The organism is Rhodococcus globerulus (assembly GCF_019334125.1).
Taxonomy (GTDB): domain Bacteria; phylum Actinomycetota; class Actinomycetes; order Mycobacteriales; family Mycobacteriaceae; genus Rhodococcus_F; species Rhodococcus_F globerula.
Window position 1 is genome coordinate 4869181 of record NZ_CP079698.1, and the last position, 15820, is coordinate 4885000.

Annotated in this window: 10 protein-coding genes and 2 rRNA genes; 5 read left to right on the plus strand and 7 right to left on the minus strand. The window is 59.5% G+C overall.

What is annotated here, in order from left to right; genetic code table 11:
* Nucleotides 1-3: 3 nt before the first annotated feature.
* The 3 genes from KYT97_RS22185 to KYT97_RS22195 all read left to right on the plus strand — a co-directional run bounded on the left by KYT97_RS22185 (nucleotide 4) and on the right by KYT97_RS22195 (nucleotide 5030).
* Nucleotides 4-3137 (plus strand): 23S ribosomal RNA (locus tag KYT97_RS22185).
* A gap of 142 nt (nucleotides 3138-3279) precedes the next feature.
* Nucleotides 3280-3396: ribosomal RNA gene (gene rrf / locus KYT97_RS22190) — 5S ribosomal RNA — on the plus strand.
* Nucleotides 3397-3605: 209 nt separating this feature from the next.
* Complete coding sequence (locus tag KYT97_RS22195; protein WP_045071553.1) at nucleotides 3606-5030, plus strand: aldehyde dehydrogenase family protein; 1425 nt, start codon at nucleotides 3606-3608, stop codon at nucleotides 5028-5030.
* Nucleotides 5031-5094: 64 nt separating this feature from the next.
* Here the strand turns inward: KYT97_RS22195 and KYT97_RS22200 are convergent, their stop codons facing one another.
* From KYT97_RS22200 to KYT97_RS22230, 7 genes are read right to left on the minus strand one after another with little or no spacing between them, the layout of a single operon-like run.
* Nucleotides 5095-5856, minus strand: a complete 762-nt coding sequence (locus KYT97_RS22200; RefSeq protein WP_219110681.1) for an HpcH/HpaI aldolase family protein — start codon at nucleotides 5854-5856, stop codon at nucleotides 5095-5097.
* 33 nt (nucleotides 5857-5889) lie between these two features.
* Entirely contained in the window at nucleotides 5890-6849 is a 960-nt protein-coding gene (locus KYT97_RS22205) for an aldo/keto reductase (protein WP_219110682.1), read from the minus strand.
* A complete protein-coding gene (locus KYT97_RS22210) occupies nucleotides 6849-7715 on the minus strand; it encodes an ATP-binding cassette domain-containing protein (protein WP_154883645.1) in 867 nt (288 codons plus the stop codon). The genes KYT97_RS22205 and KYT97_RS22210 overlap by 1 nt, the downstream gene beginning before the upstream one ends.
* The gene (locus KYT97_RS22215; protein WP_219110683.1) at nucleotides 7712-8554 is read right to left on the minus strand and encodes an ABC transporter ATP-binding protein; all 843 of its coding nucleotides are present in this window, start codon (nucleotides 8552-8554) and stop codon (nucleotides 7712-7714) included. The genes KYT97_RS22210 and KYT97_RS22215 overlap by 4 nt, the downstream gene beginning before the upstream one ends.
* 3 nt (nucleotides 8555-8557) lie before the next feature.
* Entirely contained in the window at nucleotides 8558-9505 is a 948-nt protein-coding gene (locus KYT97_RS22220; RefSeq protein ID WP_045071542.1) for an ABC transporter permease, read from the minus strand.
* The gene (locus KYT97_RS22225; protein WP_172937825.1) at nucleotides 9505-10509 is read right to left on the minus strand and encodes an ABC transporter permease; all 1005 of its coding nucleotides are present in this window, start codon (nucleotides 10507-10509) and stop codon (nucleotides 9505-9507) included. The genes KYT97_RS22220 and KYT97_RS22225 overlap by 1 nt, the downstream gene beginning before the upstream one ends.
* A gap of 4 nt (nucleotides 10510-10513) precedes the next feature.
* Nucleotides 10514-12091, minus strand: coding sequence for an ABC transporter substrate-binding protein (locus KYT97_RS22230; protein ID WP_219110684.1), 1578 nt, complete (start codon nucleotides 12089-12091; stop codon nucleotides 10514-10516).
* Nucleotides 12092-12302: 211 nt separating this feature from the next.
* Between KYT97_RS22230 and pdxA the strand changes: the two genes are divergently transcribed.
* On the plus strand, nucleotides 12303-14555 hold the full coding sequence (pdxA, locus tag KYT97_RS22235; RefSeq protein ID WP_219110685.1) for a 4-hydroxythreonine-4-phosphate dehydrogenase PdxA: 2253 nt from the start codon (nucleotides 12303-12305) through the stop codon (nucleotides 14553-14555).
* A gap of 24 nt (nucleotides 14556-14579) precedes the next feature.
* Nucleotides 14580-15347, plus strand: coding sequence for a DeoR/GlpR family DNA-binding transcription regulator (locus KYT97_RS22240; RefSeq protein WP_045071550.1), 768 nt, complete (start codon nucleotides 14580-14582; stop codon nucleotides 15345-15347).
* Nucleotides 15348-15820 lie beyond the last annotated feature (473 nt).

Sequence of the window (15820 nt, forward strand, 5' to 3'; positions counted from 1 at the left end):
TTGTTGTAAGTAATGAAGAGCGTACGGTGGATGCCTTGGCACCAGGAGCCGATGAAGGACGTAGGAGGCTGCGATAAGCCTCGGGGAGCTGTCAACCGAGCTGTGATCCGAGGATGTCCGAATGGGGAAACCCAGCACGAGTGATGTCGTGTTACCCGCGCCTGAATATATAGGGCGTGTGGAGGGAACGTGGGGAAGTGAAACATCTCAGTACCCACAGGAAGAGAAAACAACCGTGATTCCGTGAGTAGTGGCGAGCGAAAGCGGAAGAGGCTAAACCATGGGTGTGTGATAGCCGGCAGGTGTTGCATTCGTGGGGTTGTGGGGTTCATTTTGTCAATACTGCCGTGTTGGCCAACAGTAAGAAATCATGAGGTTAGTGGAAGTGGTCTGGAACGGCCTGTCGTAGAGGGTGAGAATCCCGTACACGAAAACTTTGTGACTGTTGTAATGGAAACCCAAGTAGCACCGGGCCCGTGAAATCTGGTGTGAATCTGTCGGGACCACCCGATAAGCCTGAATACTCCCTGGTGACCGATAGCGGACTAGTACCGTGAGGGAAAGGTGAAAAGTACCCCGGGAGGGGAGTGAAATAGTACCTGAAACCGTGCGCTTACAATCCGTCAGAGCCTTTGCACACTTCGGTGTGGGGGGTGATGGCGTGCCTTTTGAAGAATGAGCCTGCGAGTTAGTGGCATGTCGCGAGGTTAACCCGTGTGGGGTAGCCGTAGCGAAAGCGAGTCCGAATAGGGCGATCATAGTGGCATGCTCTAGACCCGAAGCGGAGTGATCTACCCATGGCCAGGTTGAAGCGACGGTAAGACGTCGTGGAGGACCGAACCCACTTAGGTTGAAAACTGAGGGGATGAGTTGTGGGTAGGGGTGAAAGGCCAATCAAACTCCGTGATAGCTGGTTCTCCCCGAAATGCATTTAGGTGCAGCGTCGCGTGTTTCTCACCGGAGGTAGAGCTACTGGATGGTCTAGGGGGCCCACAAGCTTACCGAAATCAGCCAAACTCCGAATGCCGGTGAGTGAGAGCGCGGCAGTGAGACTGCGGGCGATAAGGTTCGTAGTCGAGAGGGAAACAGCCCAGATCGCCAGCTAAGGTCCCTAAGCGTGTACTAAGTGGAAAAGGATGTGGGGTCGCGAAGACAACCAGGAGGTTGGCTTAGAAGCAGCCACCCTTGAAAGAGTGCGTAATAGCTCACTGGTCAAGTGATCCTGCGCCGACAATGTAGCGGGGCTCAAGTACACCACCGAAGCTGCGGCATTCACGCAATAGCCCCCAGTTGATCCAAGGATTTTCTGGCAGGTGTGTGGATGGGTAGGGGAGCGTCGTGTGGCCATGGAAGCGGCAGGGTGACCTAGCCGTGGAGGCCACACGAGTGAGAATGCAGGCATGAGTAGCGAAAGACGAGTGAGAAACTCGTCCGCCGAATGACCAAGGGTTCCTGGGCCAGGTTAATCCGCCCAGGGTGAGTCGGGACCTAAGACGAGGCCGACAGGCGTAGCCGATGGACAACGGGTTGATATTCCCGTACCCGTGTGAACGCGCCCATGGTGAATCAGTGATACTAACCGTCCTGAAGCCACGAGAAGACCTTCGGGTCTCGAGTTGGTGGATGCACGGGACCTGATCTGGTAGTAGCCAAGCGATGGGGTGACGCAGGAAGGTAGCTGGGCCGGTCAGTGGTAATACCGGTGTAAGCGTGTAGGGCGTGACCTAGGCAAATCCGGGTCGCATATAAGCCTGAGACGTGATGCGTAGCCGATTGAGGCGAATTCAGTGATCCTATGCTGCCGAGAAAAGCCTCTAGCGAGCTTTCACACGGCCCGTACCCCAAACCGACACAGGTGGTCAGGTAGAGAATACTAAGGCGATCGAGATAACTATGGTTAAGGAACTCGGCAAAATGCCCCCGTAACTTCGGGAGAAGGGGGGCCCTGTCTGGTGACGACATTTACTGTCTGAGCTGGGTGGGGCCGCAGAGACCAGTGAGAAGCGACTGTTTACTAAAAACACAGGTCCGTGCGAAGTCGTAAGACGATGTATACGGACTGACGCCTGCCCGGTGCTGGAAGGTTAAGAGGACCGGTTAGTTCTTCGGAGCGAAGCTGAGAATTTAAGCCCCAGTAAACGGCGGTGGTAACTATAACCATCCTAAGGTAGCGAAATTCCTTGTCGGGTAAGTTCCGACCTGCACGAATGGCGTAACGACTTCTCAGCTGTCTCAACCGTAGACTCGGCGAAATTGCATTACGAGTAAAGATGCTCGTTACGCGCGGCAGGACGAAAAGACCCCGGGACCTTCACTACAGCTTGGTATTGGTGTTCGGTTCGGTTTGTGTAGGATAGGTGGGAGACTGTGAAACGGTGACGCCAGTTATCGTGGAGTCGTTGTTGAAATACCACTCTGATCGAATTGGACCTCTAACCTCGGACCATGATCTGGTTCAGGGACAGTGCCTGGTGGGTAGTTTAACTGGGGCGGTTGCCTCCCAAAATGTAACGGAGGCGCCCAAAGGTTCCCTCAGCCTGGTTGGCAATCAGGTGTCGAGTGCAAGTGCACAAGGGAGCTTGACTGTGAGACTGACAGGTCGAGCAGGGACGAAAGTCGGGACTAGTGATCCGGCACCGGCAAGTGGAAGCGGTGTCGCTCAACGGATAAAAGGTACCCCGGGGATAACAGGCTGATCTTCCCCAAGAGTCCATATCGACGGGATGGTTTGGCACCTCGATGTCGGCTCGTCGCATCCTGGGGCTGGAGTAGGTCCCAAGGGTTGGGCTGTTCGCCCATTAAAGCGGCACGCGAGCTGGGTTTAGAACGTCGTGAGACAGTTCGGTCTCTATCCGCCGCGCGCGTAAGAAACTTGAGGAAGGCTGTCCCTAGTACGAGAGGACCGGGACGGACGAACCTCTGGTGTGCCAGTTGTTCCGCCAGGAGCACCGCTGGTTAGCTACGTTCGGAAGGGATAACCGCTGAAAGCATCTAAGCGGGAAGCCTGTTCCAAGATGAGGTTTCTCACCCCCTCGAGGGGGTAAGGCCCCCGGCAGACCACCGGGTTGATAGGCCAGAACTGGAAGTACAGTAATGTATGCAGGTGACTGGTACTAATAGGCCGAGGACTTACCACAAAGAAGCTACGCGTCCACTGTGCGGTATCTGAAACAACACACAGATACCTTGAATTCGATTCCCCATCATTCACCGACACTTGTCGGTGAATGTGTGGAGGATCTGGTTCACGGTAAAGTTACTGTGACAGTTTCATAGAGTTACGGCGGTCATAGCGAAGGGGAAACGCCCGGTCCCATTCCGAACCCGGAAGCTAAGCCCTTCAGCGCCGATGGTACTGCACTCGACAGGGTGTGGGAGAGTAGGACACCGCCGAACACAACTTGAGAAAGCCCCCCAACATTGTTGGGGGGCTTTTCTCGTTTCACCCCAAAAACCTGTATCGGTCACAAGTTTCACCAGTCGCAGTCCGCCATGGCAATGAACCTGCCACGGAACGTGCCATGCGTGGTTAGGCTCGGAGGAGGTTCCCGGCGCGGAGAGCGCGGGCCCTCACCAACGCATGAGTGATGACTTTGGAGGCTTCGATGACCGATATTCTCGACCGCACCAAAATTTATGTCGACGGATCCTGGATCGAATCGGCAGGTAGCGGCCGTATCGACGTGCTGAATCCTGCAACTGAGGAAGTAATCGCTCAGGTCGCAGAAGGTACTGCAGACGACGTTGACGCCGCAGCGGTTGCGGCACGAAAAGCTTTTCCCGAGTGGTCGGCGTTGACCGGTGCTCAGCGCGCAGAGTACCTGTCCAAAGCTGCGGCGCTGATCGCCGAGCGAACCGACGAACTCGCTGCGCTGGTGTCTGCGGACATGGGTATGCCGCTGGGGTTCGCGAAGCCTGTACAGATCGGTATGCCGCTCGCGAACCTGAACGCGTTCGCGGAACTCGCACGAACCTACGACTTCGACGCTCATGAGGTTGGCAACTCGTTGATCGTCCGTGAGCCGGCCGGCGTTGTCGGCGCGATCACGCCCTGGAACTTCCCCTTGCATCAGGTGGTCCTGAAGGTTGGCGGCGCATTGGCAGCCGGCTGCACCGTTGTTCTCAAGCCAACCGAAGTTGCGCCTCTGATCACGTATGCGCTTGCCGATATTTTTGATGAAATCGGTTTGCCTGCAGGTGTATTCAACCTCGTGAGTGGCTACGGACCGGTTGTCGGTGAGGCAATCGCCGGCCATCCCGAGGTGGATATGGTCTCGTTCACGGGTTCTACGCGTGCAGGTAAGCGCGTTGCCATCGTGGCAGCAGACACCATCAAGCGGGTCTCACTCGAATTGGGCGGGAAGTCCGCAAACGTGATTCTCGATGACGCAGACCTCGAAAAGGCCGTCACGGATGGCGTCGCAAAGTGCTTCATAAACTCGGGCCAGACGTGTTCAGCGCTGACTCGTATGTTGGTTCCGGCGGAGAAGGTGGATGAGGCCGCTGCAATCGCTGCCGCGGTCGCCGCGCATTTCCCCGTGGGAGATCCGACGCAGCCCACTTCCGTGCTTGGGCCGTTGGTGAACGCGAATCAGCTCGGACGCGTTCGAGGGTACATCGAGAAGGGTGTGGCTGAGGGCGCCACAGCTGTAGTCGACGGGCGCGAAACAGGTTTGGCCAGTGGATATTTTGTCGGGCCGACGGTGTTCTCCAATGTCACTGAGGACATGACGATTGCGCGCGAGGAGATTTTCGGGCCGGTCCTCTCGATCATGGGATACAAGGACGAAGCCGACGCAGTTCGGATCGCCAACGGTACCGAGTACGGTCTGGCCGGCGGTGTCTGGTCGGGTGATCCCGATCGGGCGGATCGCGTCGCACGGCAGTTGCGGGCGGGTCAGGTAGAAGTGAACGGCGGAGCATTCAACACGAATGCTCCGTTCGGTGGCTACAAGCAGTCGGGTATCGGACGTGAAGCAGGCACGTTCGGGCTCGAAGAGTTCCTCGAGATCAAGGCAATTCAGCGTTAGTCGGATGAAATGGCGATGCACCCGTACCTCCTGGGACGGGTGCATCGCCATTTCTGTACCTGGATCAGGATTTAGCGGCTTCCAAGTGTTGAGCCGAGACGTTTGCCAGGTGGGTGAGGTCGGAGGCAACCGTCGCGAAGGAGTAGCCCTCTCCGAGACGCTGCGCTGCTATCTGCCCGGCTGGGGTGTGGATTCCGGCGGCAACACCGGCCGCGGCAGCGGCTTCGCGGACCCGAGTGAGCGCAGCTTCGAATTCCTCGGACACATCCGGATCGTTGGAATGCTTGCCGCCGACGGCAATTCGTAGATCGGACGGGCCGACATAGACGCCGTCCAATCCGGGCACTGCGCAGATTTCTTCGACGTTCGCCAGGCCTTGTGGTGTCTCGATCATCGCGAAGACAACTGTGTCGCGATTCGCGTCGGCGGGGATAGGGCCGACCCGGAGTTGCGAGCGCATCGGTCCGTAGGAGCGAACGCCGAATGGCGGGTACTTGGCGGCAGCGACTGCAGCCGCGGCTTCTTCGGCGTTGTTGATCAGTGGAACTATGACGCCCACAGCGCCGGCGTCGAGAGCTCGCCCGATGGGAGTTGGATTGTTGGCTTCGACTCGGACCATGCCGACGGTGGACGGCGACGAGTCGATGGCGGTGAGCCCGGCGACCATTCCCGAGTAACCGATCAGACCGTGCTGCATGTCGAGTGCGATGTAGTCCCAGCCGACGTGTGCGATCCATTCGGTCGAGATCGGGCTGTCGATGACGGACCAGTAACCGAGGATGCGTTCGCGTCCGCGGATACGTGCGGCGAATTCCTGTGCAGACATAGCGGGGTCTCTCTTGGTGTTGGCGGGTGTTTTTCAGCGGTTGTAATTGGGCATGGGGCCGCGCAGTGCGGCTCCGACCAGATCGCATTCTTCGACGATCGTATTGTCGAGGGCGCCTCGCTGGAGTGCCGCGATGTTGGATTCCAGGTGCGTGACCTTCGATCCGCCCAGGAGTATCGGGCCGGTTGCGGGCTTACTGACGAGCCAGCGGAGCGCAAGTTCGGTCATAGCGATCCCGGCTTGTTCGGCGATCGCCGACAGCTGTGCGATGGCATCGAAGATCTGCGTGTTCCAGTACCGCTCCTTGTACATCGACGCGAGGCGGGAGTCGCCGAATCGGCCGTCGGCGGGGTTTTCCTCGAAAGTATGACGCCCGGTGAGTAGTCCACCGCCGAGCGGGTTGTAGACCATGGTGGTCAGCCCGGTCACGTTCGCGAATTCTGCGTATTCTTCTTCGATCCGACGTGCGAGCAAGTTGTAGAGCTGTTGTGCGACGATCGGTCGCGGCGCACCCACTGTGTCTGCGGTGTAGTTGATGTCGCTTATTTGCCAGGCTGCGAAGTTGGAAACACCGAGAGCGCGTATCTTTCCTTCCGCAACCAGTTCGGCGACGGTCGTAAGTGTTTCGCTAAGCGATACCGCTCGATCCGGCTGATGGAGATAGAACAGGTCGACATAGTCGGTGTCGAGCCTGCGCAGGCTTCCTTCGATGCTTGCCCGGAGTCCCTGCGCCGAGAGTGGGCTGTTGTCACCGGCATCGGGGTGCGGCATTCCCGCCTTGGTGGCCAGAGTGACGGAATCGCGTCGGCCATGGAGGAGTTTCGACAGCATGCGCTCGGACTCACCGCCCGCATATCCGTTGGCGGTGTCGATGTGTGTGATGCCGGCGTTCAGTGCTGCGTCGAGCATCGAACCCGCACCCGAAATGTCGACGGTGTCTCCGAATGTCATGGTGCCCAGCACCAGTTTCGGAAGCTCGAGTGGGGCGGTCATCAGGCAACTCCTCGTGATTCGGTCTGCTTGGCTAGCAAGTTCTTGGACAGGGCTGCGACCACGTGCCGTGGTTTGATCCCGACCATGGTGGTGGGATCGAGGGCAGCGCTTCGTAGTGCTCGGGTGTACGGCTCGCGTGGGCTGGCGAGAACTGTTTCTGTGGAACCGGTTTCGACGATGGTTCCCTTCGACATCACGACTACGGTCTCGCTGATTTCTCGGACGACGCCCAAGTTGTGTGAGATGAAAACGTACGTCAGACCGGTATCGGCTTGGATTTCACGTAGGAGTTCGAGTACCTGTGCTTGCACCGAAACGTCGAGAGCGCTGGTGGCCTCGTCACACACCAGGATCTCGGGTCCGCTGGCAAGTGCGCGGGCTATGCCGATGCGTTGACGTTGCCCACCGGAGAACTCCGCCGGACGTCTATGCAATGCCGAGCTGGGTAATCCCACGCGGTCGACGAGCTCGGCTGCGGCCCTCGCGCGGTCCGCCTTGCTTCGGACTCCCTTGAGTCGTAGGGGTTCTCCGATGATGTCCTCGGCAGTCAGATGAGGGTCCAGCGATCCGTACGGATCTTGGAAGACCATCTGCACGCGGGAGCGGAAGGGGCGCAACGACTTCTCCGACAGCTGCGCGATGTCGGTGCCGTCGACGAGAATGCGTCCACTGGTCGGCGTGAGGAGTCGGACGATCGATCGAGCGATGGTCGACTTGCCACATCCGGATTCGCCGACGATGGCAAGGGTCTTACCCTTCTCCACCGAGAAGCTCACAGCATCCACGGCTCGGAATACCCCGTCGGGAACCGGATACTCGACAACGAGGTCTTCGACGGCAAGCAACGGACTGTTGTGTGTGCTCATGCCGAGGCTCCGATCTGTGTTGAACGCGTATCGGTGGCGGGGTCGCCGTCCCACGGTCCCAGGTGAGGTATGGCGTCGAGAAGCTTTTGTGTGTAGGCGCTTTGCGGTGCGTCGGCGAGGACGTCGGCGCTGCCGGTCTCGACAAAACGTCCGTCCTTCATCACGTAGATGCGATCGGATACGAGTCGGGCAACTCCGAGGTCGTGGGTGATGACCAGCATTCCGATTCCGGTGCGCTCCTGCAACTCGAGCAGTAGGTCCAGAATCCCGGCCTGCACGGTGACGTCCAATGCGCTGGTGGGTTCGTCGGCAACGATCAGTTCGGGGCCGGCGGCAAGTGCGCCGGCGATCAGGACACGCTGCAACATTCCACCCGACAGCTGATGTGGGTACTTGTCGAGTTGCTGATCCGGATACGGAATGCGCACCTGTTCGAGCAGTTCCACTGCCCGCTCGATTTGCTGTTTCTTGGCAGTCACGCCGCTGTGGCGCACGGCTTCTCGAAGCTGACTGCCGATGGTGTGGACGGGACTCAGAGCCGTCATCGGATCCTGGGGAATGAGGGCGATGTGTCGTCCACGAATGTCGTTCAAGATCTTCGTGTTTCCGAGAATGTCCTGGCCCTTGAACGCGGCCTTCCCGGAGAGGACGGCAAGATCGTCCGGAAGCAGCCCTAGGATTCCCATAGCTGTCGTCGACTTGCCCGAGCCGGATTCACCGATGATGGTGACGGTTTCACCGGCATCGATGCAGAAGGACACGCCGTCGACGGCTCGGATTACGCCATTGGCAGTTACAAGTTCGATCTGGAGGTCGTCGACCCGAAGTAGATTTCCCATGTCTCACGCCTTCGCTTTCTGGGCGCTGCCACGCCCGAACAGGCTTGCGCCCAGTCGTTTCGATCCTGTCGGCCGATCGCGCAGGCCGTCGCCGAGTAGGTTCACTCCGACCACCAGCAGCACGATCATCAGGCCTGTCAGCGTCACGATCCACCATGAGGTGGTGATGTAGTCCTGACCGTCGGCGATGATTCGGCCCCATGTCGCGAACGGACGTTGTGGTCCCGCGCCGAGGTAGCTCAACGAGCTTTCCAGAAGGACGGCCTGGGCGAGGAGCAACAGCACGACAAGCGACGCCTGCTTGACGATGTTCGGGATTACGTGGCGGACGAGGATGGCCATGCGGGTCAGGCCCAGGACTCTGGCTGCTGCTACATAGGGCTTTTCGCGTTCGACGAGCACCAAGGAACGGGTCAGTCGGGCGACTTCGGGCCACTGCGCGATTGCGATGACAAACGTGATCACGGGAATGGACGGACCGAACAGCGCGACGACAAGAAGAAGCATCATCAACAGAGGAAGGGACAGCTGTGCCTCGAGCAAGCGTGAGATGACCGTGTCGACCCAACCGCCGAAGTAGCCTGCGGCAGAACCTGCGACGACGCCGATGATGCCGGACACGACGACGGCGAGAATGCCGATTGTCAGAGACACTTGCCCGCCGTGCAGGATTCGCGAGAGTAGGTCGCGTCCAAGCTGGTCGGTGCCGAACAGGTGGCCCTCGCTGAGCGGAGGCAACCGTCGCTGGCTCAGGTTGGTTTGATTCGGATCTGCCAGTGGCAGCAGGCCGGCGAGCGCGACGGGAAGAATCACCAGGAGTGCGCAGATCGAGCCGGCCCAGATCTTGACGCGGCTGTCTCGCTTACGACGTGTGGCTCCGGCGCGAGCGAAATCTGCCTCGGTGACTGCGCTGGGGCGCGGTGTTGTGGGAGGTTCCAAGACTGTGGTCATCAGTTGGCGCCCTTTCCGAGGCGTACCCGTGGGTCAAGGAGGGGATAGAGGAGGTCCACTGCGAGTTGTACGAGTACCGCAAGGACTGCGGTGACGAGTACGGTCGCTTGGATCAGTGGGTAGTCGCGTGTCTCGAGCGCGCGCACCACCAGTGAGCCGACACCAGGCCAGGCGAAGACGACCTCGACGACTACGACGCCGTTGAGCATGCCGGCAAATCTGGTGCCCAGTGCGGTGACGATGGGAATCGCCGAATTACGCATGGCGTATCGCCAGGTGAGTTCGCGTTCCGATACTCCGCGTGATCGAGCGACGGTGATGTACGGAGAGGCGAAGGCCGAGACCATTTCGCGTCGAACCATCCGGGAGATCAACGCGATCTGGAGGATCGCGATAGTGACGGTGGGCAGGATCAACGACGGCCACGTGGTGAATCCGGCAGCCGGGAGCACGGGGATCAAGACCGCGAAGATCGTCACCAGCATCAGGCCGCTCCAGAACTCCGGCATGGACTGTCCGCCGACGGCCACGACGTTCGCGCCGAGTTCGCGTCGCGTGTCTGCGTGACGGGCCATCCACACGCCCAACGGAATCGAGAGCACGGCGGTCAGCAGAATAGAACTGACGGCCAGGGTGATGGTGTACGGAAGTCTGCCGAGAACAACGTCCATGGCCGGCGCCTGGAACGAGTACGACGTGCCGAGATTCAGGTGAAGGAGATCCCACAGGTAGATCAAGTACTGGGAGAACACGGACTTGTCCAAGCCCATGTCAGCGCGGATCTTAGCGAGATCTTCTGTACTCGCCAGCGGCCCGGCCAAAGCGTAGGCAGGATCGCCCGGAGCCATGCGGATGAGGACGAACACTGTTGTGAGCGTGAGGAAGATCGTCAGTGCGCTCTGTGCCAAGCGTTTGAGCACGTATTTGAGTGTCGGGTTCATCTTTGTGCGACGACGCGGGGAGATTTCGCGTGCGGTTTGCGGTGTCGGAGCAGTGAGAGTCATCGCCTCAGGCCTCCAATCGGACGGCGCCGAGGTCGTAGGAGTTGATCGGGGTCAGTGAAACATTCTGAACGCGTGTGCGTTTCGCGAGCAGTGCGTTGGGGACAAAACTCCACAGGCAGGGCCAGGTGTTCCAGATGTCCTGCTGCGCGGCGTCGAGAAGAGCGGCACGCTGCGACGGATCCGGTTCGCTCGATGCGGCTTGGATCTTGGCGGTGATCTCGGGGAACACGTACCCGTGATAGGTGTCGCGGGTTGCTTCCTTCTCGGCGGTTCCCGCATACATGCCCTGCAGCGTGGTCAGTGCAAGTCCAGTCTGGTTGCCGTAACCGTTGCCCAGCACATCCCAGTCCCCGGTCTTGCCCTGACGCCACGACGAGATGTCACCACCTGGCTCGAACTGCTGCAGTTTGACGCGAACACCCACTGCTTTCATCATCTCGAGTACTGATTCCATCACCGATACGTCGTTGGTGAATTCTCCGGTTTCCCAGATGAAGGTGAGTTCCAGGTCATCGGCACCCTCGGCGGCGAGCATTTGCCGCGCTCTTTGTGGATCATATTGGTAAGTGCCGGTTTTCACGGCTCCGTCCAATGTCGACGGTGCAGGACCGGTGGCCGGGACCGCCGATCCGATCAGCACGTCACGGGCGAGCGACTCGCCGTCGATAGCGTAGGTCAGTGCCTCGCGGACACGTGGATTGGACAGTGGGTGATCGGCGGGCTTTCGGAAGTTGAAGAACAGTTGGTTGATGCGAGTGCTCGGCACGGTATCGACCTGGACGCCAGGGAGGTCTGCGAGTTGTTCTGCGGAGTCCGGGCTGATCGAGTCGATGACGTCGACCTCACCGCTCCGCAGCGCAACCACTCGGCCGGCCTCTTCGGGGATGAAGCGAACTTGGACTCGGCGAACACCGGGGGCTGAGCCCCAGTAGTTGTCGTTGGCGACCAGCGTGTAATCGCCGGTGCCACGGTTCGATTCGCTGACGACGAACGGGCCGGAACCGACACCGCTCTGCAGTTCGTTCGGTTCGTTGGCGGCCGCCGGCGTGATCAGGATATTCGACATGAGTGAGTCGAGCACCGGCACCGGGGATTTTGTTCGGAGAATGAACGTGCGGTCGTCGATCGGCACCACGGTGGGCCACTCCGGGAACTGCGGGGCAACAAACGATCCGCTGACCTGCTGGTACATCTCCATGGCTGTCGTGACGTCGTCGATGACCACGGGCGTGCCGTCGGAGTAGCGGATTCCCTCGCGGAGTCGAACTGTCCACTCGGTGGGGCCGGTCGACTCGAACTGATCGGCAAGAACCAGTTGTGGGGTCAGAGTGTCGCCGATGCGGGTGAGTCCCTGCCGGACGCCGCGTTGAGCGGTGACTGCAGCATCGAATTGGTTGAGTTTATTGTCGAGACTCACCAGCGAACGGTTGAGTCCGAGCACGAGCGTGTCTTGGGTCGGTTTTCCGGTGGGACCGGCGCATGCGGCCGTCGAACCCAGCAGCGTTGCGCCACCGATCAGTCCCGTGAACTGCAAGAAGGAGCGCCGGGAGAGCTGTGGTGTTCGCAAACGAGAATTGGTCATCGGTGACCTTTCGATCCTGACGGGCAGCGTGGGGGCGACGCTCCGAGTGGATTGTTTGCGCACAATCGTGTCGGACTCTCGCTTGTAACTCAGCTCACAATGGCACTGTTGCGCACTTCGCGCAAGTCCCGTAACTTCATTTGCGTACTTCGCGCATCAATTGCGGGACTGTGCATACTCGATTCAGACCGAAAGGGGGTCGAGGTAGTCGATGAAACCACTGGTAGTAATCGCAGATGACCTGTCAGGCGCCGCGGAATCGGCCGCTGGATTTCTTGCCCGCAGTAGCTCTGTATCGCTCAGGCTGCGCCCCGGCACGCCGGACGGAAGCGATGTGACCGTCTTCGACCTGCATTCGCGTCGTTCCGATCCCGCTCAGGCCGCGCGCGATGTCCGTACTGTTCTGCAATCGGCCGCGGGCTTCGCTGTTGTGAAGAAGATCGACTCTCTACTCCGGGGCAACATAGCTGCCGAGGTTGCAGAACTTACGCGCGACGGATCGCCGGTCATTGTTGCCGCCGGACTCCCCACGCTGGGACGGACGGTCCGCGATGGCGTGCCACTTGTCGACGGTGTTCCGTTGCATACCACCTCGTTGTGGCGCGCGGAGGCGACGCAACCCCCGCATTCGATCGCCGAAGTGCTCGGTGACTCGGTGCTCACTGCCGGCGTACCGCTGGTAGTCGTACGGTCGGAAGCGCTACCTCGGATACTCCAGGAGATCGCCGATTCCGAATCGGTTGCCGTCTGCGATGTAGAAACGGATGCAGACCTCGACGCAATTGTGGCTGCAGCGCAGGTTGTTCCGCGCTCCAGGCTGGTGGGAACCGCTGCGCTTACTGCGACCGTGGCGCGAAGTCGAACAGCACGATCGTCGGATACTGCTGTGCAGCTGCGTGCTTCGCGAAGCAGCTTGACGGTTGTGGGAACGGCGGACACCTCCGCAGCTGAGCAGGTGGCGTTGCTTCGGAATTCCGGTGTTCGGCACGTACTCGTGAACAGCGCTGACCTCCTGTCGAATTCGGCTGAGCCGTCTACGATCCTGGAAGCACTCGATGGCGGAAATGTTGTCGTTTCGGTTGGTGGGCCAGTCGTCCCGACGGAGGCTGCCCGCTTGGTATCTGCTCTGGCTGAACTGATCACAGCCGTAGATGTGAGTCTCGCGGGCCGCGAACACCCACTTGATCTAGTCCTCACCGGCGGCGAAACCGCACGCAGCGTTCTCGATCGACTGGGCATCGAGCATCTGTCGCCGGTATGCGAAATCGAATACGGTGCAGTACTTTCCATCGATCCGACGGGGCGCTACATCGTCACGCGGCCGGGCAGTTTCGGCGATGTACACAGTTTGCTTTCCATCACGGAGTTTCTCTCGCGCCCTGCATCGGTCGTGACTCCGCACAATCCACTTTCGGCAAATCCTTCAGACAACGAGGTCAACGTAATGCCCATAGAATCCGCACCACTGCCGCTGATCGCTGTCACCATGGGGGACGGGGCCGGCGTCGGGCCCGAAGTGATCGTTCCGGCGTTACTCGACGACGAAACAAGAAAGCGTTGCCGCCCAGTTGTTGTCGGCGACGCAAAACGCCTACGTCTGGCTGCTGAAGTACTCGGCATCGATGTCGACGTGGTCGCGGTCGACGAGATCAAGGATGCCGAATTCACGTCCGGACGGATCAACGTTATCGACCTTGACCTACTGCCGGAGGACTTGGCGTGGGGTGAACTGTCAGCCGTTGCCGGAGACGCCGCATATCAGTACATCCGTGTTGCAAGCGAACTCGCTGTCCGCGGTGAAGTTCAGTCGATCTGCACAGCGCCCCTGAACAAGGAGGCCCTACATGCAGCAGGTCATATCTTCCCGGGACACACGGAGTTGCTCGCGCACCTGACAGGTACCGAGGAAGTGTCGATGATGCTGTCGACGCCCAAACTCAAGGTCATCCACGTGACCACGCACATCGGGCTCCTCGACGCAGTTGCTCGGATCGAGCCCGGACTGGTCGAACGGACTATTCGTCGAGGTCACGAAGCCTTGGTGCGGACGGGAAATCCGGAACCGAAGATCGGAGTGTGTGGAATCAATCCGCACGCGGGAGAGAACGGGCTCTTCGGCTACGGGGAGGAAGAACAGAAGATCATTCCGGCCGTCGAACTGCTTAAAGCAGAGGGAATGGATGTGCACGGCCCGCTGCCCGCGGATACGGCATTCTTCCTGGCCGGCCGTGGCGACTACGACTTGATCGTCGCGATGTACCACGATCAGGGGCATGGTCCGGTCAAGGTTCTCGGAATCGAAGCGGGCGTCAACATCACCGTCGGTTTGCCTGTCATTCGTACATCGGTAGACCATGGAACCGCCTTCGATATCGCAGGTAAAGGCATAGCCGAGGCCGGTAGTATGGTCGAGGCGCTGCGACAGGCAGCCGAATTGGCAACCAGCACATTCGTTTCCAAGTAGGCGCGGAGTTTCGAAGGGGGAGCGATGGCCATCCGGGAATCGGAGGCGAGGCGATCGGAGATTGCGAGGCTCGCTCGCACCAGCGGTCTGGCCAGTGTCGAGGATCTGTCTGCTCAATTCGGGGTGACCGCGTCCACGATTCGCCGCGACCTGAGCCAGCTGACCGCGCAGGGGGTTATTGCCCGAACATACGGTGGCGCGATTGCTCTCAACCCTCATCCGGAATCCTCCTTGCGTCAACGCGCAATGGAGGGGTTCGAGGCCAAACGGGGAATTGCCGAGTGGGCTGCAGCGCAGGTCCGGCCTGGAGAGACCGTCCTCTTGGATGCCGGTACGACGGTGGGCGCGATGGGCGAGTTCTTACGTCACGTGACGAATTTGACGGTGATTGCTGCTGGCTTGACCGCGCTCGAAGCGCTCGCCGATGCCGAGGGTGTCCGAGTCGAATGCCTCGGCGGGACATTGAGGCAGCTCAGCCAGGGGTTTGTCGGGCCACTCGCTGAGGCATCGCTACAGCGGGTGTCCTTTGACAAGGCCTTTCTCGGTGCTGATGCCGTGACCGCTGACTTGGGTATTTGTGAAGCGGAGCTCGACCAGACGCGATTGAAGGAAATGATGATCGAGCGCGCCGGCGAGGTCTACATACTTGCGCACTCCGCCAAGCTCGGGGAACGGCCATTCCATGCGTGGGCCCCGATTCCTCCGGGGGCGGTGCTGGTCACCGATTCCGCAGTAGACGCACGGCAAGTCGCATTGTTCGAGGACGCCGGAATACGGGTCGAGATTGTGTGAGTTCGCCCTTCATCCTTCGGTGTCCGGCGTCACATTTGCGCAATTTCGGTGAATTGACGGTGATATGACGGGCTCTAGCTGCGGAAATGGCAAAAGCATTCGCCCTGACCAGGCGATTTGTTAAAGGCTTCGGCAGTCGCGTAACTTATTCCAAGTCAGAGCGACACGGACACCGACTCCCGCTTCACAGCGAGTGACACGAGGTTGTACGAAGTGCCTGGCCAAAATTCGAAGTAGTTTCCATCATGTATGGTTGTGCTTCAACCCCAGTTCTTCTTCACGATGTTCCGGTTTGCGCCGGTGACTTCGATGGGATAGGCTGGAAAAGTTGCCCCGGAGCGAGTGGCCTGAAGGTCGCGGTGATGGTGTGCGCGTGTTCTTTGAGAACTCAACAGTGTGTCGATGAATGTCAGTGCCAAAATTATTTGGTACTTCACATGTCGAATGATGTTCCGGGCCTTCGGGTTTCGGTT